Annotated in this window: 14 protein-coding genes; 8 read left to right on the forward strand and 6 right to left on the reverse strand. The window is 57.2% G+C overall.

What is annotated here, in order from left to right; translation table 11 throughout:
- Nucleotides 1–13: 13 nt before the first annotated feature.
- Nucleotides 14–886, reverse strand: coding sequence for a hypothetical protein (locus tag AC1DVW_RS11260; RefSeq protein ID WP_477323081.1), 873 nt, complete (start codon nt 884–886; stop codon nt 14–16).
- A 203-nt stretch (nt 887–1,089) separates the two neighbouring features.
- Between AC1DVW_RS11260 and AC1DVW_RS11265 the strand changes: the two genes are divergently transcribed.
- The 6 genes from AC1DVW_RS11265 to AC1DVW_RS11290 are packed head-to-tail and all read left to right on the forward strand — an operon-like array spanning nt 1,090 to nt 10,292.
- On the forward strand, nt 1,090–1,572 hold the full coding sequence (locus tag AC1DVW_RS11265; RefSeq protein ID WP_477323082.1) for a very short patch repair endonuclease: 483 nt from the start codon (nt 1,090–1,092) through the stop codon (nt 1,570–1,572).
- Entirely contained in the window at nt 1,493–2,986 is a 1,494-nt protein-coding gene (locus tag AC1DVW_RS11270) for a DNA cytosine methyltransferase (protein ID WP_477323084.1), read from the forward strand. The genes AC1DVW_RS11265 and AC1DVW_RS11270 overlap by 80 nt, the downstream gene beginning before the upstream one ends.
- A gap of 13 nt (nt 2,987–2,999) precedes the next feature.
- Nucleotides 3,000–4,478, forward strand: a complete 1,479-nt coding sequence (locus tag AC1DVW_RS11275; protein WP_477323085.1) for an ATP-binding protein — start codon at nt 3,000–3,002, stop codon at nt 4,476–4,478.
- Nucleotides 4,479–4,480: 2 nt separating this feature from the next.
- Entirely contained in the window at nt 4,481–7,255 is a 2,775-nt protein-coding gene (locus AC1DVW_RS11280; protein WP_477323086.1) for a Z1 domain-containing protein, read from the forward strand.
- Complete coding sequence (locus AC1DVW_RS11285) at nt 7,252–8,226, forward strand: PD-(D/E)XK motif protein (RefSeq protein WP_477323088.1); 975 nt, start codon at nt 7,252–7,254, stop codon at nt 8,224–8,226. Before AC1DVW_RS11280 ends, AC1DVW_RS11285 begins: the two co-directional genes overlap by 4 nt.
- Entirely contained in the window at nt 8,223–10,292 is a 2,070-nt protein-coding gene (locus tag AC1DVW_RS11290; RefSeq protein WP_477323089.1) for an AIPR family protein, read from the forward strand. Before AC1DVW_RS11285 ends, AC1DVW_RS11290 begins: the two co-directional genes overlap by 4 nt.
- Here the strand turns inward: AC1DVW_RS11290 and AC1DVW_RS11295 are convergent.
- The 5 genes from AC1DVW_RS11295 to AC1DVW_RS11315 form a co-directional block, all read right to left on the reverse strand.
- On the reverse strand, nt 10,259–11,485 hold the full coding sequence (locus tag AC1DVW_RS11295; protein ID WP_477323331.1) for a restriction endonuclease: 1,227 nt from the start codon (nt 11,483–11,485) through the stop codon (nt 10,259–10,261). The two genes, AC1DVW_RS11290 and AC1DVW_RS11295, sit on opposite strands and share 34 nt — an antisense overlap.
- Nucleotides 11,486–11,599: 114 nt before the next feature.
- Nucleotides 11,600–12,046, reverse strand: a complete 447-nt coding sequence (locus AC1DVW_RS11300) for a hypothetical protein (protein WP_477323090.1) — start codon at nt 12,044–12,046, stop codon at nt 11,600–11,602.
- Nucleotides 12,047–12,113: 67 nt separating this feature from the next.
- Nucleotides 12,114–12,515 carry a hypothetical protein gene (locus AC1DVW_RS11305; protein WP_477323092.1) on the reverse strand — a complete coding sequence of 134 codons (402 nt, stop codon included), beginning with the start codon at nt 12,513–12,515 and terminating at the stop codon, nt 12,114–12,116.
- A 59-nt stretch (nt 12,516–12,574) separates the two neighbouring features.
- Nucleotides 12,575–13,237: a DUF6946 family protein gene (locus AC1DVW_RS11310; RefSeq protein ID WP_477323094.1), complete on the reverse strand. Its 663-nt coding sequence runs from the start codon at nt 13,235–13,237 to the stop codon at nt 12,575–12,577.
- A 242-nt stretch (nt 13,238–13,479) separates the two neighbouring features.
- Entirely contained in the window at nt 13,480–14,940 is a 1,461-nt protein-coding gene (locus AC1DVW_RS11315; RefSeq protein ID WP_477323096.1) for a hypothetical protein, read from the reverse strand.
- Nucleotides 14,941–15,827: 887 nt separating this feature from the next.
- Between AC1DVW_RS11315 and AC1DVW_RS11320 the strand changes: the two genes are divergently transcribed.
- Nucleotides 15,828–17,378, forward strand: a complete 1,551-nt coding sequence (locus tag AC1DVW_RS11320; RefSeq protein WP_477323098.1) for a hypothetical protein — start codon at nt 15,828–15,830, stop codon at nt 17,376–17,378.
- Between the two features lie 13 nt (nt 17,379–17,391).
- A complete protein-coding gene (locus AC1DVW_RS11325) occupies nt 17,392–18,387 on the forward strand; it encodes a PDDEXK-like family protein (RefSeq protein ID WP_477323100.1) in 996 nt (331 codons plus the stop codon).
- The last annotated feature ends 543 nt before the right edge of the window (nt 18,388–18,930 follow it).

An 18,930-nucleotide genomic window follows, 5' to 3' on the forward strand; every position in this document is an offset into this window, starting at 1 on the left:
AACGAGCGCCGCGCTAGCGCAGGTAGACGGCGAACGGCGCTACCAACCGGCCCATCGCCAGGACATGGCGATGGCGATCGACCATGCCGCCAATTGCTCCGCCTGGTGGCACCGCGCAAGCTGTAGAAGCGCCCTGCATGAACCTTAACGGCTGCCTGGCCGGATGTTCGGAGAACTGCCATAGATCGATCGACGTGCCGGAGCACGGGGCAAGCCGGTCCAGAACAAGCCCGGTCGCGCCGTTCAACCTGCCCGTCACCTTGCCGATGCCGCGAGGCAATGGGATCCATGTCCGCTTATCTTCGGACATCTCGACGGCGGTTTGGGCGGTCCCTGTCGGAATGGCTCCGCCTGCAATGAAGTAGACCACCGGGCCGGGATGGCTGCGGCCGAACGCCTGCACCGCGTCGGTCTTCGCCTTCCATGACTGAATGACCCAGAGCGTCATTCCCGCCCTAGCAATATCCTCCGACTTCCGGGCAACGATGTCTTCCGGCGACTCGTCGCCATGCCAGCCGAGGATGCTCACGACTGCCGGCTCGGCGGGAACCACTTGGTCGCCGTCCACCCGCGTTGCTCGCCTAACAGAAGGCCGTGGCGCGGCTTCAGGCGATCTTTGCTGCCTTAGCCTCGCGGGGTCGGGTCCCGCAGTACTTACGCTAACCGTGGCAGCAACGAGCCAATAGCGGTCGCCGTTGAAAACAACACGATGCCCGCGCCGCTCGGCATCTTTCAGCATGTTGTATTGCGTCGTACCTGTCGCGGCGACCATCTCGACTTGCGTCGCACCCCGCTCATACAGGCTGGCTGCAATCGAGCGTTTCGAGCCGATGCGGAAGCCAAACTTGTCAACGCCAGCCATCGCGTTCTCATAGACCTTGGACACTGCTGGGATCTATGCTCGGCGGCACGATCCGGACCAGCGTGACCGTCAGCACAATGACAAGATTTCTCATGAGGGTAACATCGCGCGCAAGCTTCGCTTCCGCAAGCGCGTGCTTGGCGATGCTACACGGCGCTAGCGCACTGTCTGGCGCATAGAGCCTCAGTAGCGCTTGCAACCGGCCACGCGGCTGGGGCAAATACCACATGGACATCGTACCGCCGAACGTTCGCTCGCGAATGATGAGTAAAATCCGCACCAGAGGAACTGCACCTGAGCTTGCGGTCAGGAAGGCATGTTGGCAACTGGGTTATCGTTACAGACTGAACCGCCGAGATCTTCCAGGAGTCCCCGACCTCGTATTTTCGTCGCGCAAGATAGCTGTCTTTGTTCATGGTTGCTTCTGGCACCGGCATAAAGACTGCCGTCTTTCATATGTTCCGAAATCAAATGTCAATTTCTGGCAGAGCAAATTTGAACGCAACTTAACTCGAGATAAGCGAGTGGCGGAGGAGCTTGAGCGCCTTGGTTGGCGTGTAGTCGTAATATGGGAATGCCAAGCCTCAGATTTCGATAGCCTGAGCCGGACGCTTAAAGCATATTTGGACAATGAATTTGGAGAACAAGCGACTGATTCGGCAGCGAAAGCTGGCCCGTCTGGGGGGTGGAGCGCGCCCCCGTCTGCTTGAAATCTGTTCGGGCGCAGGCGGGCTTTCTCTCGGCATGAAGGCCGCCGGGTTCGAGCTATCCGCCCACATTGAAGTCGATCCCGAAGCGGCCAAGACCTACGCGGTCAATTTCGGCCAGGGCCGCCCTAGCGATGACGCATGGGCGAGACCCCGCGATATGGAGGGGTGTTCAGCCAGCAGACTGGTCAATGACCTCGCCATGTCTACTAGTCCCGACGAGTCGTTCGATGTCCTGGCCGCTGGACTTCCTTGTCAGGCTTTTGCGCGTATCGGGCGCTCAAAGCTGCGATCCGTCGCCGGCATGGAGGACGCTTTTCAGAAGGACCCACGCGCTTCGCTCTATAGGTGCTTTCTGAACTTCGTGCACGACACCCAGCCGCTGGCGATTATCATTGAGAACGTTCCAGACATCCTAAACTTCGGCGGTCACAACGTACCCGAGGAAATCTGCGAAACACTCGAAGAAGCCGGATATCGAACAGGCTACACGATCCTCAACGCTGCCTACTTCGGTGTTCCTCAGGTACGCGAACGCCTCTTCATCATTGCGCTGGCCGATGTGATAAACGAAAAGCCCGCTTTCCCGGAGCCGACGCATTTCCTTGACCTGCCTCGCGGTTACGAAGGATCGAGGCGGGTTGCACTGAAACATGTCGATCGGAATAGCGGGCGGTTTCGCGAGATTGTCACGCCATCGGACGAGCTGCCGCCGGCGATTAGCGTGGGCAGAGCATTGCACGACCTGCCGCTGATAAAAGAACATCAGACAGATCCTCGCACCATGCGGCGACGCAAGATATCAGATGCGTTGCCCTATCATACGCCGAAGAGCGGGCTTTCTGCCTACGCGAAGCTGATGCGCGGCTGGCCGGGGTTCAGAACCGACAATGGAACCGGCGGGCATCTGGTCAGGCTGACACCGCGCGACTTCCCAATCTTTGCCGCAATGAAGCCCGGAGCAGATTATCCGCAGGCAAGAAGGCTAGCTGAAGAGATGTTCCTCGATGCTCTCGCCGAACACGGTCTTTCGCAACGCTCAAGCGGATCAGCGGCCTATGAGGACCTTCGTGGCCGCATGGTGCCACCGTATGACCCTGAGAAGTTTCCCAACAAGTGGTGGAAGCTGGACCCCGACAAACCGTCTCGCACGCTTACTGCCCATATGGGCAAAGACACTTATTCCCATATCCATTTCGACGGCAGGCAGGCCAGGACGATTTCGGTCCGCGAGGCGGCTCGGCTTCAATCCTTTCCTGACGGGTTCGCTTTTGCGGGCGCGATGAATGCAGCGTTCCGCCAGATAGGAAATGCCGTACCTCCGCTTCTTGGACTCGCAGTGGCGCGCATCCTGCGAAAACAACTCAGAAGAGCGGCGAGCGGTGCAACAGGGATCGACAGACGACGGGCAGCTTGACGCCATGGCGCCCTTGACTGTCGAGATCACGCCGTCCGCATCCGCGCTAGTCGAAGCCCTGAGAGGGCTGGGCTATGCGCCTGAAACCGCCCTCGCTGATCTCGTCGATAACAGCATTTCAGCTGAGGCAAGCCGGATCGAACTTGATCTGCAATGGAATGCTGGCAATCCCATTGCTACCGTGCTGGATGACGGCCACGGCATGGATTACGAAACACTTGTAGCCGCTATGCGGCTGGGTGGCATCGGACCATCGGCAGAGCGCGATAAATCCGACCTCGGACGCTTCGGTCTCGGGCTGAAAACAGCTTCCCTCTCTCAAGGTCGGCGAGTGACGGTTGTCACGAGACGCGAAGGCGTGACGTCGTCTCTCTCCCTGGACGTCGATGTTGTCTCGAGATCGGGCTGGATTGCTGAGATACCGGACCCGCTGCCTGATCATCCTTTCGTTCAGCGCGCGCTGACGGTCGAGCAGGGTACGGTCGTCATGATCGACCGAATGGATGCCCTGAGCGGTCTCGTGGGTCTGCAAAAAGAGGCCTTCTTCCTCCGGCTTGAGGAAATCCGCGCTCACCTCGGCATGGTTTTTCACCGCTTCATAGGCGGCGATGCGACACGGCTTTCGATTGCACTCAATGGGCGGCCGGTCAGAGGCTGGGACCCTTTTCAGACTACCCATCCCGCAACACGCGAAATGCCCTATGAGCGTATCCGGCATGCAGGCGCGGCTCTTACTATCAAACCTTATGTTCTCCCGCACCGTGACCGCTTCGCTAACGATGCCGAATATGAAGCAGCAGGCGGCCCGGGCGGCTGGGGAGCGCGGCAGGGGTTTTACGTCTACAGGGGAAAGCGCCTTCTCGTCGCCGGCAGCTGGCTCGGACTCGGTGGCGTTCGCACATGGACGCGTGATGAGGCGAGCCGTCTGGCGCGCATTGAAGTTGATCTTCCGACCGAGCTGGATCGCGACTGGCGCATAGACGTGCGCAAATCTCAGGCACGCCCCCCAGGCGCACTCCGGCCGCGCCTGACCGCCATTGCCGGACGATGTCGGGCCGAAGCACGTGAGGTGTTCGCTTTTCGTGGTCAGGGTCCGCGCATGCATGGCGCCCCGCATACTGCGCCAGCTGTATGGCTGGCGACGGAAGGTCCTAAAGGGATTCGGTACCGGATCAATCGAGACCATCCGGTCATCCTCGCCTGCCGTGAGGCAGAAACAGGCGGCCACCGCCCCCTGAATGCCGTCCTCTCAATTATCGAGCGAAGTGTCCCAGTGGAGCGCATATGGCTCGACGTATCCGAGTCTGAAGGCGCCGAAGTGCCTACGCTCGACGCCAATGACATCGCTCAGCTGAGCGATCAGCTGTCCGAACTCGGGAAGGCGCTTCCAGAGAACCTGACACTCGATCAGCGCCTCGACACGCTTCTTTTCAATCTTCCAGGAGATCTGACGAAACTGAGATCGGAACTTGTGCGGAAGCTGGGGGGATAACAATGACGGATGTGGTTGAAGCGCTAGCTCTTAGAGCAAGAAAAATCCTGCAGATACAGAAGGATGCCGGTGATCAGATCGACCGTGCGGCCATCGCGAGAATCGTCGAACTCGATGCACCGATTTTCAGCCTTGCAACTAGGCAGACCATCGGTTCAGAGCAGATAGAAGATGCTACACGCTTGCTCTGGACCATCTTGGTTACTGAGCAAGGGCCGGCGCTTGCCCTTCAGGACAAGGAGCGCCCGGCAGCTTGGTATGTCGGCGAGCGGCGACAGCCTGGACCGTTCATGCAACGATACCTCTACAAGCTGGAGGAGGATGGATGGCCAGAAATGTCCATCCAGCAGCTCCAGGATAGCACCGCCAGAATCCTCGAGGTCATGGACGACCCTCAGCGTCCGGGAAGCTGGGACTGGCGCGGCCTCGTCGTCGGCGATGTCCAGTCAGGAAAGACGGCCAGCTATGCAGGTGTCGTCAACCGCGCTGCTGACGCTGGCTACCGCATCATCATCGTGCTGGCGGGCATGCACAAAATTCTCCGCCTGCAGACACAGAAGCGTTTCGATCAGGACTTTCTCGGCTACGATACGAACCCCAAGACCCGCCAGCCCAATCAGCCTCTGCGTATCATTGGTGTGGGTAACTTCAACGCACAGCTTACTGTGGACAGCCTGACGATGGCTGACGTGAATGGGGACTTCAATCAAAGGGTTGCGGACCAGCTCAGCTTCTCGCCCGTCAATCAACCTTGCGTCTTCGTAGTCAAGAAAAACGCCACCGTTCTCAAACACCTGAACAACTGGATCGCCCGCCTGCCCGCACCGGCAAAGGCGGCGCCTGTTCTTGTGATTGACGATGAGGCGGACCAGGCTTCAGTTGACACAGGTGACCAGCCGCTTCTTGAGGACGGAACGTTTGAGGAAGACTACGATCCAAAGCGAGTGAACGGGGAAATCAGACGACTGCTGATGAAGTTCGATCGGCGCGTCTATGTCGGCTACACGGCAACTCCGTTTGCAAACATTTTCATTCACGATGAACGGAAAGCCAAGGACTATGGCCCTGACCTTTTCCCATCCACCTTTGTTGTCTCGTTGACGCCCCCAGACGACTACTTTGGTCCTGCCGCAGTATTTGGCACAAATGATGACGCGGACAACCCCGGCCTGCCACTTGTTCGCCCTCTCGACCAGACCGGCGAACGCTGGATACCGGAGAAGCACGACAAGTATCTGAAGCCGCGCTTCAACGGTCAGGACATCATTCCGCCAAGCCTCGAGAAGGCCATCGACACCTTTCTACTGACATGTGCGGCCCGCGCCGCAAGAGGTCAGGAGCGCGAACACAATTCGATGCTTGTTCACGTCTCGCGCTTTGTCGACGTTCACACAGAGGTACATCGTCAGGTTGAGAAATATTTGCACGAAACGCGTGCAATGATCTCAAATGGCGACCGCGCGACCCTTGAACGCCTCCGAACTGTATGGGAGTCCGAATATCTCCCAACGACAGAGGCCGTCAAGCCGACAGTCTATGGTCGGAATACAATCTCAGTGACGTGGGATCAGGTTCGCGCGCTCCTCCCCGATAGTTCCGACAAGATCCAGGTCATCACGGCCAACGGGAAGACCAAGGCGGACATCGACTACGACGCGTATAGGGACAGGGGCTATTCCGTCGTTGCGGTCGGCGGCGACAAGCTCTCCCGCGGACTTACACTGGAGGGACTATCTGTCAGCTACTTCCTACGCATATCGCGTCAGTATGACAGCCTGCTGCAAATGGGGCGCTGGTTCGGGTATCGCCGTGGCTTTGCCGATCTTTGCCGACTGTTCACCACCCCGGACATGGAAGACTGGTTCCGCTATGTCGCCACCGCCCAAAAGGAGCTGCGCGCCCAGTTCTTTGAAATGGCTCAGATGGATGCCACGCCGAAGGACTTTGGCCTGAAGGTCGCGGTTCACGACATCCTTGAGGTGACCGCGAAAAACAAGCAGCGTCACGCCGAGCTGCATCAGAGCAGCTATGCCGGCGAAGGCAAGGTGCAGACGGTCATGTTCCGCGAGCAGYAGATCATAGAACGCAACGCCGCAGTAACCGACGATTTCATCCGCAGCCTGGGCAGTGGAACGGATCGTCCACGCCGCCCGGGACCTGATACCAAGGCGGCCGATGGCACCCTCTGGACCGGTGTGGCTGGGCGAGACATTTCTGAATACCTGAAGAATCTGACGTTCCCGCCGGAAAGCCAGCAAGTCGATGGCAAGAAGCTCTCGGCTTTTATCACCGCTCAGCTTGCCATGAACCCACCTGAGCTTACGACCTGGACCGTCTTCCTTGCCACAGGCAGCGAGAAGGAAGTTGAGATCGCTGGGCGACGTCTCAAGTGCATTCTCCGCACACCAAGAAAGCCTAGAAACGGAAAGTCGTTGCCGGACGACCGATTCATCATCGGCACGACGCTCAGTCCGCTGGACCAGTCGATTGATCTTACCGACGCTGAATTCGACGACGCACTGACCTGGACAAACAGGGAGAGACAGTCACGCAGCAAGCTACCGACTGATGTTCCGTCCGGTGAGTTCATACGCAAGGTCCGGGGCGCACGCCCACAGAACGGCCTTCTGATTGTCTACCCGATCGATCCTGATCGGGCAGGGGTAGAACCGACGGAGCGTCCTGTCATCAGCGTTGTCGTCAGTTTCCCGGACAGTGATGCCGCCGATAAGCGTGTATATCTAATCAATAGCGTTCAGCAGCGTGAGGAGTCATGACCGCCTGGCTGAATGCGCTCAATGACGCCTGGGACGAGCTGGCGCAGACTGCCCCCGTGGCCCGTCAGTTTCGAACGAAGCTGATTTCCACCGAGGTTTCTCTCGACATCCTGGCAGGGATGCGGGCAGTCGACAGCGCACCATGCCTAATGCTCGAAACCTCGGCCGAACCGGACGCCTTGTTCGAGCTGGGAGGAATGAGGCTCAGCTCGGTACCCCATGACGGGCAACCCTTTCTCGTCCTCTCCTTAGAGGACGGCAACAGGCGCGACCTCTTTGCAACAATCTGCTCAGATGTCGTCGCTGCGGCGGCCCAGGCAGGCAGATCGCAGGCCCTCGCTCAATTTGTTGCGCGTCTGGATGCCTGGAGGCACTTTCTGCGAGATCGACGTGACGGCCTTTCCCGCGAGGAGACGATCGGACTCGTCGGCGAACTCATGATCATGGAACAGCTTGTCGCCATCGAGAATGGTCTCCAGACCTGCTGGGAAGCCCCTGCGGATGGTCTCCACGATTTCCTCAGGGAAGGCCGCGCGCTGGAGGTCAAGACGAGCGTCGGGCCGACTACCAGGTTGCGTATTTCCTCTCTCGACCAGCTTGAGCCTGCCGGGCTCAATAGTCTTGATCTGGTCCATGTTCGCCTAATTGAAGCTGCTGATGGCAGGACGCTCGATAGCCTTCTCGGAGATATAGAAGATCGTCTGCCGGATGAAGCGTCCCGCCGCGACTTCGCCAATGCACTGCTCAGGCGCGGGCTCATGCCCGACGACGCATCTGCCAGGACGTCGTTGCGCTTTAAGCTGCGCGGAATGGATACCTACAGAGTGCAGGAAGACTTCCCTCGACTATCACGGGCCATTGCCCCGGCCGCGGTTGTGGAAGCGGTCTATCAGCTTGATCGTCGTGCCATTGAACCCTTCGCGACCGACACGCGGACGGCGATTGAATTCTTCGCTGGGAGGGCCGCATGACCGACGAGACCCTCCAAAAGTTCGCAGAAGAGCTCCTGCGCGAAGTGGACAATGGATTGTCCGATGATGTTCCGTTCTCCGAAGAGGTCTTCACCCGGATGGTCCTGGAGCGCCTTGAAGAAGCAGGACATCTGGAGGCTACTTTCGACCTTTACCAAGAGGGTCGCCTTCGCAATGGCGCGGCCTATCGCATCGATGGCTACGCTTTCGATGAAGAGCGCATGCACCTCGATCTCTTTGCGACCATCTTCCATGCCGATCTGCCGCCGGAAAAGCTGCCGGCGGCGGACGTATCGAAGGCTTTTGAGCGGGCTTTGCGTTTTGCCGGAGCCTGTATGGACGGCCTTGCGTCGCAGCTAGAGCCTTCCAACACCGATGCAAGTGACTTGGCGAGGTTAATCGAAGCAAAAGCCTCCGAGATCGGTACCGTCAGGATTGTACTCCTCACCAATGCGGTGGTCGGGAAGTTTGCTGCCAGCAGCGACTGGCGCGGACGGAAGATCGAGCAGGAGACTTACGATGTCGTGCGGCTGCAAAGGATCCTCGGAGAAGGTCAGACACGCGCCGACATATCTGTCGATCTCGTCGCTCTGACCGGAGGACCGGTTCCTTCGTTGCATGCGCCCACCCAAGAGGGCGAGTACGATGCCTATCTTACCGTCCTGCCAGGAGAAGTTCTTTCGAAAGTGTACGAACGCTATGGCGCGCAGCTCCTGGAATTGAATGTTCGCGCCTTCCTGGGATTGCAGGGCCGCAAGAGCGTAAACGCGGAACTCAGGCGGACCATCGCTGAACAGCCGTCCATGTTCCTCGCCTTCAACAACGGAATAGTTGCCACCGTCGATGACCTGGATGTCTCGGAAGCCAAGCATGGCGCCTGCGAAATCCGCTCTCTTCGAGGACTTCAGATCGTCAATGGCGGGCAGACAACTGCCTCTCTGCATCGCGCCAGGCGGAAGGAAAGCCTCAGCCTCGCGAATGTCGCCGTCCCAGTTAAGATCATCAAGGTCGGCGGCGCAGATCTCGCCGAGATGGTCGCATCCATCTCAAAGGCCGCAAACCGCCAGAACACCGTCCAGCTTGCCGATTTCTCCGCGAACGACCCGTTCCATCAGCAGGTCGAGACGCTAGCCAACAATACTTGGCTCGACGACGGTCGTGGACGCTGGTTCTTTGAGCGGGCGCGCGGCTCCTATCTGGCGGCGGAACAGAAGGCCGCCTATCGAAAGGCAGAACAACAGACCTTCAAGGCGCAGACGCCGAAAAATCGCCGGCTTAGCAAGCTAGATGTTGCTCGTTACCTGACGGCTTGGTCCGGTCTGCCGCAGCGGGTATGCCTGGGTGGTCAGAAAAACTTTCAGCATTTCATGCAGAGACTGAAAGACGAGCCTCCGCCTCCGCCTGATATGGCTTGGTTCAAGAAGCTTGTCGCCATTGCGATCCTCTACCGCGCTGTTGAAAAGAAAATACGCAGCATGAGATTTCCGGCCTATGGAGCCCAGATCACCGCCTACGTAGTCGCCGGTCTCAGCCATCGCACTGCCGGTCGGATCGATTTTGGTCGATTGTGGTCGCGTCAGCAGGTCAGCGCGGAGCTTGAGAGTCTGGTCGAGGCGTGGGCACCGCAGATTGATGCGGCCATGCGCCTCTCCGCCGGGCAGCGAAACCCCAGCGAATGGTACAAGAAGGAAGAATGCTGGAGGGAAATTCAGATGGCTCTACCATCACTATCCGACCCGCTGCCGCCGGAACTGTCCTATTCGGAAACGGACGGAGGCACCATTCTCGCGCCGATCGGAACCCATTCTGTTGCGGATTACGAGCGCATTGAACGCTGCATGAAAATCGGCAGCGCGCAGTGGCTTGAAGTGGCTGAGAAGGGGCAGAAGAATGGCGTGATCCACTACAAAGTGGCAGGCATCTGCCGAACCCTTGCCACCTATGCAGCCGGCGGATGGGAGAGAAAGCCCTCTGTCAAGCAGGCTAAGCCGGCTCTAGAAGCCCTGCTTGCGGTGGAGCGCGCAGGTCTCCTTCAGTCAACGGTGACAGACGAAGCCGCTTCCTGATGATCAGTCAGGCGGTCGCGGCCGTGAGGAAACTCTTCAGCAAGCCATGTTCTCACCGCATCGATCGCCCCGCGTCCATTGCGCCTCAGAAGCTCAATAATGTCAGTCGCGGCAATGATGACGATCGGATGGCCGTCTTCCTTGATCTCTTTGTAAGCCTGGAGATCGACGCAGGAAGTCGTGACAAGGATGCCGAACTGGCGGTGGCGGAGCCGTGAAATCAGGCGAGATACGTCCCTGACATTTACCGCATTGGGCGGCGTGTAGCACTTCGCTTCCAGGGCAAAGTCAACGAGGATGGCACTGGGGCCCGATCCGATGCGCATCTGACCTACAGCATCGCGCCCACCATCACGAGAGGGGCGTGTCACATCAAGCGTCGCGATGTCAGGCATCATGAATCGTGCAATAGCTGCGGCGCAATATTCAAACGAGTGAGGATGATCCACGAAATGCTCGCGGACGACCGCAATCAGCGCCTCACCTTCGTTGTCCTTCGGTAGCTGCTCGGCCCGAGTTCGATATTCCAATGATCGGCTCGCAATAAGCGGCACGCGCCGTCCTGTGCGAATCCAGTTTCTCCATACCTTTGGTGCAAGACTCTGATCAGGTTTTCCTGAGACAATCGTATCGATCCACGCGCGAGAAATTACAGCTGCGTCGAGCACGGTGAACCGCGCTCTGTAGTTCTGGAAGCGGCTGCCGCCTGCCGTGCGCCAGATAGCAACCAGCTCCTCCGAGGCGTCGAGATCCGAAGCCCCCGGCACAGCGAGTCCGAGAAAAATTTGGTCGCGATTAGTTCCGGCACGCGCAAACAGGAAGATGGGCGGCACTGCAGCCCGTCCCTCTGCTCCCTGGCGGGAAGCCGTGAAAATGCGTTGGAGGATGAGATTGCCATCGCGACCGGTGTCATGAAGCTCGCGCCCCGGTTTCTTGTTGTCACCGTAGTAGGTGAATACGCCTGTCTCCCTGTCGAGATGGTCCGGCCAGTCCGGATCACTCATGCTGGACGTCAGCACGAGCATCTCCAAACGCCCGGCTACTTTGCCGCGATACCGAAACCCACCTTGGCTATCGACCCTAAGCAGAGGCGGCAGTGGATCATCCGCTGCGTTGCCGAAACGACCTCCCTCGTAGACCGCGTCCACATATAAGTCAGAAGTGACGAGTTCGCTTGCCGAAACAATTCTCATCACGACGGCTGATCCTTGTTGGGAGGGTAGGATTACCTAGCTATCATATCCGGCGCCAACTCTCCGTCATATGTCGTGATAAGTGGGTGTTATCGCGAGTTACAGATGACAACTTCAATCGTTGTGCTCTTCCAAAACCTTTTGAGGAACCGCCAAATTCGCTTCTATGGCCCTTTGCACGGCCAGACGGTGAACCCTCTTGAGCAGTCCATAGCCGCTACCCGTTAGCGCAGTTGTTACAGGCAGGGCGTTCCGATGTTCTGCGCAACGCAACACCAATTCCTCGGCAAGCCCCTTTCCTCGCACACGCTGGTCGATGAGAATTGTGTCGTCAACGTAGCTGCCGACGCACTGCCATTCGCCTTCGGTCCATTCCAGGAGAGCTTGGTTTGCAAACGAACTTCCTCCCTGAATAAGGGCCGTTGCGAACCCGGGAATTTGAGTGATCGGCACAACGCTCGCTAGAATGAATGGCTGAGGAACATTTGGTCCGTCTGGACCGCCATCATCAGGCACCACGTCGCCAACCAATTCACTCAATGTGTGTTCCCAAATTCGCATTCGTAATTCTCCAGCGACACAATTTTCTTACCAACCTCGGATGCCTTGCGCATACGGGGTCGTGTGATCAGGGGGTCGCCTCCAGCGATCCCAGCGGGCTCAGTGCGAAGTTAGCGCGGAAGCGTCGAAAAATTCCATCGACCTGATCAACGCAGAAATAGCGCTCCGCAGCTGTTTTGCTGGTCGGCTTATCGCGGCGTGCGAGCGTATCGGCAACATCTCTTGGGATCATGTAAATCGCCCTACCGTTCGGTTGGTCCGGCAGAAGAATGACTATTGCAAGCCACTCAAACCGATGAAAATCATAATACGTGACGTAAGCCGGTCCTCTCTTAAAGGTCCGGGATTTTACAGAGACCCTCTGGGGCGTTTGGCCGACCGGCTGGGCGATGACGTCATAGCCGGGCCAGTTGTCGGGAACCTTCAACGCAGGAACTCCGGCAAGCGTCAATTCGGCTGCAACGACCATCTCACATGCGTCTCCCATCTGCTTTGAGGTGTACCGTCTTGGTTCCAAACGGACGACCTTCATTGGGAAAGATGCTCTGGATTTCCACTCGCCCATCCGAGCCGGAGGCGCTGTCCACTATTCAAAACGAAGGCGACTGATTGATCTGGTCGCGCCGCGACACCGAAAAGCCCCGCAAACCGTTCGAAGTCAGCGAACCACATTCGCGCGGGAGAGAAAGAATGAACGATCATCGCCGCTTCGTCCGTCTTGAACCGCTTGGCCTCCAGCAGCGCTGACGCCGTCCGATGCAGCAGCTGATAGCGAACGTCTAGCGGAGGAACGCCATCTAGACCCAACAGATCGCAGATTTGACGCATGCGAAGGCGCTTGCCATCGGATGGGTTTGCAAACCATTCGCCGACCGTTGGACCGAAGGGTTCGTTGACTTTCCCTTCAACGGCAACGGCGGATGTATCTTCCCCAAAGCGTATCAAAGCGAAGATATCGCTCTGACTGTCGCGCTGGCCACCGACAAGCGGCACCTTGTGCTCAGGAAGAGCAAGTAGGAGTTCGCTCGGTTGGTCGAACATCCGGGCGATCTCCGGTGGAAGACCATTCGCCTGTTCCCAGCAGTATGCCAGTGTTCGAGCGGAATAGCCGGTCCGCCAATGCTTGGTCGGATCGGCCAACATCGCTTGCCAGCTAGCAGGACCCAAGCTCGGGAGATAAATACGTGACATGCGGAGAAGTCCCACGATAGTCGGCTTCAACTAGACAGGTTTTCTAGAGCCTGGGCGATAACAGACCATCCCCTAGTTGGTGACCGCAAAGTTGCCTGGTGGATCGACCACGATGATTTTGCCGGTGTCTCTTTGGCACCTGGAGCAAGTCCCCATCTCGCCTAGCGTCGGAAAGTATCATGAGACTTTGGAGCCTGCCACTGCCCTTACGCTCGCCCAGAAGGGGGAGCCCTGTCCTAGCGCTACTTGCCAACGTACCAAGATCGGAGAAAGCGTGAGGGCAATGGCGCATGGTTCGTTACTATCCCACGTCTACGAAGCAGGCCGTCTCGCCGGTAAAAGTCGGCACGCAAAAGGCCACCTAGGCCATTGGCCCTGTTGATGACAAACGTGGCTCTCTCGACGGCATTGCCCACCGTCCCAAGTGCAAAGTGACATTGTTCTGCGTCGCTCTTGCCACCCTGTTCGGCGACGGCTTCGCTGACAGGTCGAAGTTCTTTGTCTGCGAGCGTTCGGAGAGCAATGGCCACGACTGCTGCGGATGCCATCCACGCAGTCTGAAACACTGTTTGGCCTGACAGCCCGAGCCCGCTGACTTGATCCCCAAAGGAATGAGGAGCGTCTGGCCGAAATACCGATATGTGAGCACTTTTGCTCAATAGTAGCGGGACGACGCATGGATCATCCAGCGGTCGAGTAAAAGGCGTGGACAGCGCAATCGGGCGACCACCGGCCCCAATCACCGAAACTTTTGGCGCGACTGCAATGCATGGCAATACTCCGCCGGTATTCCCTGGCAGCAGCTGAAGCGCTACTTCGCGCCAGAAGGTGATTTGAACTCTAATCCCAGATTTTGGATGGCTGGGGTCGGAACACAACCTGCCAGGGGCACGCAATTGCGCGAAGCTGTAAAGCGGCACAGAGAGGGCCAGTGCCTCATCATGCGGATGCCTGAAGAAATTGTAGTCTTCTTCGTCCGCGTCTTCAGGCGAGGAAAGCCGGCTAGTAGCGACGCAATCTTTGACCGCCATACCAAGGCGGGCATCGTCGGGAATGCAAGCTGCCGTTTCAACGCCAAGGAGGTCCGCGATCAGGTCTGCTGCGTCGTCGATCACCTCGGAGCGATGAGCAAACCACCCCGACAAATCGAGCTCGTCGTCCAACGCCCGAGCGATCTGCCGCCAGGCATCCGAAATCGCCTTGCCACTATCAAGCAAGGCTTCCGTCTCCATATTGAACTTGACGTAAGACACCGAGGATGCGCCGAGGATGGTCAGCATCGCGACACTTTCATTGAACCCGGGATCGAAAGCCTGAATGATGGCACACGCGGCCTTTGCCAGCTTCAACCTGGTGCCCAACTCAAGCGGACCAATCATTTTCTGGTTCGCATAGCGATGCTTGTCTTGCTTGTATACCTCCTTTGGATCGCGCTCAGAAATTGAAGCGTACTCCAAGGCAACCGCACTTCGACCACCGAGCCTTTCGGCGTGGTCAAGCAAGCTCCGTAGGTTCCTTTGAACTCCCAAGACATCTGCTCTCGCGACCGAAAGGCGCTTCGTAGGTTCTCCTCCCCTAAGAAGGATTTCGACTTCCGCTCGTAGGTCGGCAGCGGAAAGCTCTTTGGGTGTCAAAATCTCCCTGCTATCACGCAAAAGCAGGGCTGTTTGGTATTCATCCAGTTCACGCAACAGCTGGACCATTTTGGGTTCCTCAGACGGTTCGATAGGGGCGTGCTGCTTTGGACGAGGTGGCTCGCAAGACTGTCACAGCGCTGCCAGCATCCGAAACGACAAGGATTACATTCATAGCTCGCTCGACGTCCCCGTCCTCTGAAGCACGTATTTCGCGTATTTTCTGTCGGCTAATCTCCAAAGCCAGACAACCATGGCCGCATGGAGTACACCGATCAGCTTCCGAGAAAATGGTGTGCAGAAGTTTTTCCGGTATGCCGCGCTGTCGGCTGCGGGCTTTCGCATGTTCAGTTACCAGCATGATGCCCTCCGAAACGATGCTCCCAAAAAGCATTTCGGTAGGCGATCTGCAGTCGCAACTTCTCGAAGCTGATCGACAGAAAATGCGACGTACATGTCCACGCCGCTTGGCTTAGATAGTTTAGCTCCAATCACTCTCCGCAGGATTGGTGCAATTGATTGCACGGGATTGCAGCTCCATCATTTCCCACAAAATTTGCCAAAAGATGCGCCAAAATCTCCCAATCTTCTGGTGCTTTTCCCACAAAATCTGAGCGACTTTCTAGCCACGACAGGTCATCATTCTCACTCGACCAGTGGAGGTTGCCTTGTTAGCTCTCAGCTTGCACGCGGAAAAACGGTGCCGCCAACGCGGCGTTACAGGTGACAGGATTAAGGAGCTGATTGAACACGCAGACATGGAGGCTCCCATTGGCAATGGGTGCTTTGTCATTGGCGTGAGCAGGGCAGCAGCAACTAAAATGCGTGACGGAGATCGTTTCAAAAACATAGCTGCTATCGTCGATGCTGCCTCGGGAAGCGTCCTAACAGTTCTTCACCTCGAGCAGCATAGGAGAGCGCGCCGGTACCGATTTGCCCTCAAGGGGACACTGTAGATGTCAGCACAGATTATTTCGTTTCCGAGCGTTCCTAGCTCCGAGGGCAGGGCTGCTTTGATACCTGTACGACAAGAGCTTGTGAGATTGGTTCGCAGCGCCGCTTTGGAACCTAAATACCGGTTCCCTGCCAACCACGATCCTTTTTATCCGGCACAGATGGTGGATCGTCTTTTTGCTGAAGCGAAGCGGGCGAAAATCACGCACGGAGATATTCGCCGCGCACTCCCTGCCACCTCAGTATCGTGGCGGCATATCGAAAGATTGAGGGTCGATCATACGCTGACCTCACTTGAGGCAATCAAGAGACATCGGGGCTACATTACGCGTAAAGTCCAGCCCTATGTGTTGGTGATAGACACGCTAGCAAAATTAGTAGGTCGCGCAGCGGACGAAACGCTGTACGAAGCATTTAGAGATACTAGTTTCCTTCAGAGTGCCAGCCAAGAGTTGGACAGCCCGTCGGCTACCTTTGCTTCCCTGCTTCACGAGATGGGAGCGTATCTCGCATCATCCGATATGTTCTCAACCTACTTCAATTCGGGTGCCGGCTGCCCTGCCTTGTTTGATCAAACATTGGGGAGGTTTGTTGCGGGGCCCTTCCCCGTGGTGGGAAATTTGTTCGAGGGAAATTTTGACATGTGGCACGTCGGCTCTCCATTGCCTGCCGTGAACCTCTTCAAAATGGAGCGCGGTCAGTGGCAAGGCCCTCTCGTCATTGAGAGGTCAGCCATCGCTGGCCCGAGCACGAAAGCAACCGACGTCGCAGAAGCCATCACTTGGTCGAAGCGGCAAGAGGCTATCACCGATACTTCCTTGTTGAACGCAGAAGTATCTCTCTATACCGAGATCGGATTGGCGATAGGGCCGCTCAGCCGACCAGGCGAGTTCGGGCCGCTCTGGCAAACTCGATCACGGATTGAGATTTGCGTTGATGGCAGACGATGCCCTCTTACCTGCGATAGCTCGCTTACGCCTTTCGCCGCATCGCCGGAACTCGATGAAGAAGAGGGCCGGCATGTTGGCGACCTGTACGACTATGTAGCTACGGTCGCAATATTGCTGGGCGATGGGTGGCACAGAGCGACCGGCCTTGGAATGCCAGGCTGGTCGGGAAATCCACCGCTAAATCCATCTATCGGCCTCTATTACGACTACGGTCTCTATCTGCCGACGCTCGTGGGGATCGACGGAGAAGTACCGTCGTCTCGGATGAGGCCGGAATTCTGCATTCATTGGGATCGGGTGAACGCAGAGAGCATGTCTCAGTTCGTTGACCTTCTGCAAAGAGGCCCTGGCATAACCGTCAACCCCATCGGGCCTTTAAGAGACCAGGTCCCCAGCGAGTTTCTTTTCACAGGGAAAGGCCAAGCTCTCGAAGTTGCCCTAGCGACAGGTGCGTTGGAAGACGCATTGACCCGTTCCTGCAGCGAACTTTCCAAAGCGCTTAGTCAGTATGCCAAAGCGCGAAAAGACACTTTGAAACGACAGACAGCAGCTCTCATGGCCCGCTGGCAAAGGAATGATCTTGGGACGACCAGCAACGACTGAAGGAAGCACTTTTATGGAAACGGAACAGCTCAACGCCCATCCGACGAGGATTTTCGAGAGCCAGGTAGACCAGATATTGGCCAGAAATCTTCGAACCAGCCGCAAGTTTGCTTCCGCGTTTGCTAGGGCTGCGCTGCTGAAGGGCAGCAGCTCCGTCCTCAAAGTCACGTCACAAGCGAACCATCGAAGCTCTGTCGGTACCATCGACTTGGATATTGTCCTCTCTGGAAACCGACGGCTCCTCATCGAAAACAAGATCAATGCCAAGTACAGTGTTACTGATGACGGGGATCAACCAAGCCGTTATCGAAGAACTGCCCAATCCTTTCGGGATCACGGAATTGATTGCCATACCGTGCTCGTGGCACCGCATGCTTATCTCCGAGCGCGCGGCGAGGCATGCGGGTTTGATCGACGGATCAGCTATGAAGACTTGTGCGATTGGCTATCGGGCGATGACCGTTCCACTCTGCTTGCGGCGATAGAGCAGGCCCGTGCGCCTTATATCGGCCAAGCCGTCGAAGCGAACACCATCTTTTTTGCAGAGTACGGTGAGCTTGTAGCAAGCGATTATCCTTCGCTCATATTGAAGAAGTCACCAAACGCGGATGGCGGTCGTCCTGCTACATCCCGCTCGATCTACTTCGACGTGCCCAAAACACTAACGATCTACCCCTGTATCCCTCGCCCAACTATGTCCATACAGTGCTGGGAACAGGCCCAACCAACCCCATCGGTTAAGATCATGCTGGGCAAGTGGGCCGCCTCTCACCAAAGATTTCCCGCACCTGAAAGCTTGTCCAAAATCGGCGGGTACTTACGTCCCGCGGGTCAATCGCTAGGCATCGCCATTGATACACCGCTAATGATCGTCGAGCGCCCGTTCGCCGAACAAATAGACGCTATTCGCCGGGGATTGGACGCGACAGTTCGATTGCAAAACTGGTGGGAAGCAAACGAAGAAACCCTTCGACGGTGGGCCCAAATTGCGTCAGTCACTCACAGCTGAGTTGGCGCGCGCCGTGTGGGCTACACGCCAGTGCAATTGATTGCACTTTCAGCCTGACTTCGTTCAAACCGTCTAAATTTGTAGGCTCTGAGAATAGGGTATTCCCGAGAGTTAGGAACCTCGTTTGTTAGCTTGGCGGGTTCACTTTTCATCCCGCCAGATTACCCGCTTCTCCCAGCGGATTTCCACGAGGCGCCTGTAACGGATTGCCTGTGCTTGCTCCCCGGTGGGATGAAACAGCTGTGCGCTCATCCACTCCCGGCTCTTGCACTTCTGGCAGCGTACCTTGTCTCGCACTCTATCGATGGTGACGTTCCCGACTATTTCTCGCAGTTCTGCCGGCTTGTAGTACCGCGTGATGTTGCAATAACCGCACCGGATGCCCGCCACCTGCCCCGCGTCATGGGCATGCGTCAGGGTCCATGCGGCCCCTCTCGGCCATTTCTCGGGTTGCTCGGGCATGACCTGAAATGAGGAACGGGTGCAGCTCCGGTCAAGAGGTGCTTGACAGATTTGTTCTCATTTTGTTCACTGTTGTATATG

It is taken from the genome of Mesorhizobium sp. P3_B5 (assembly GCF_056402815.1).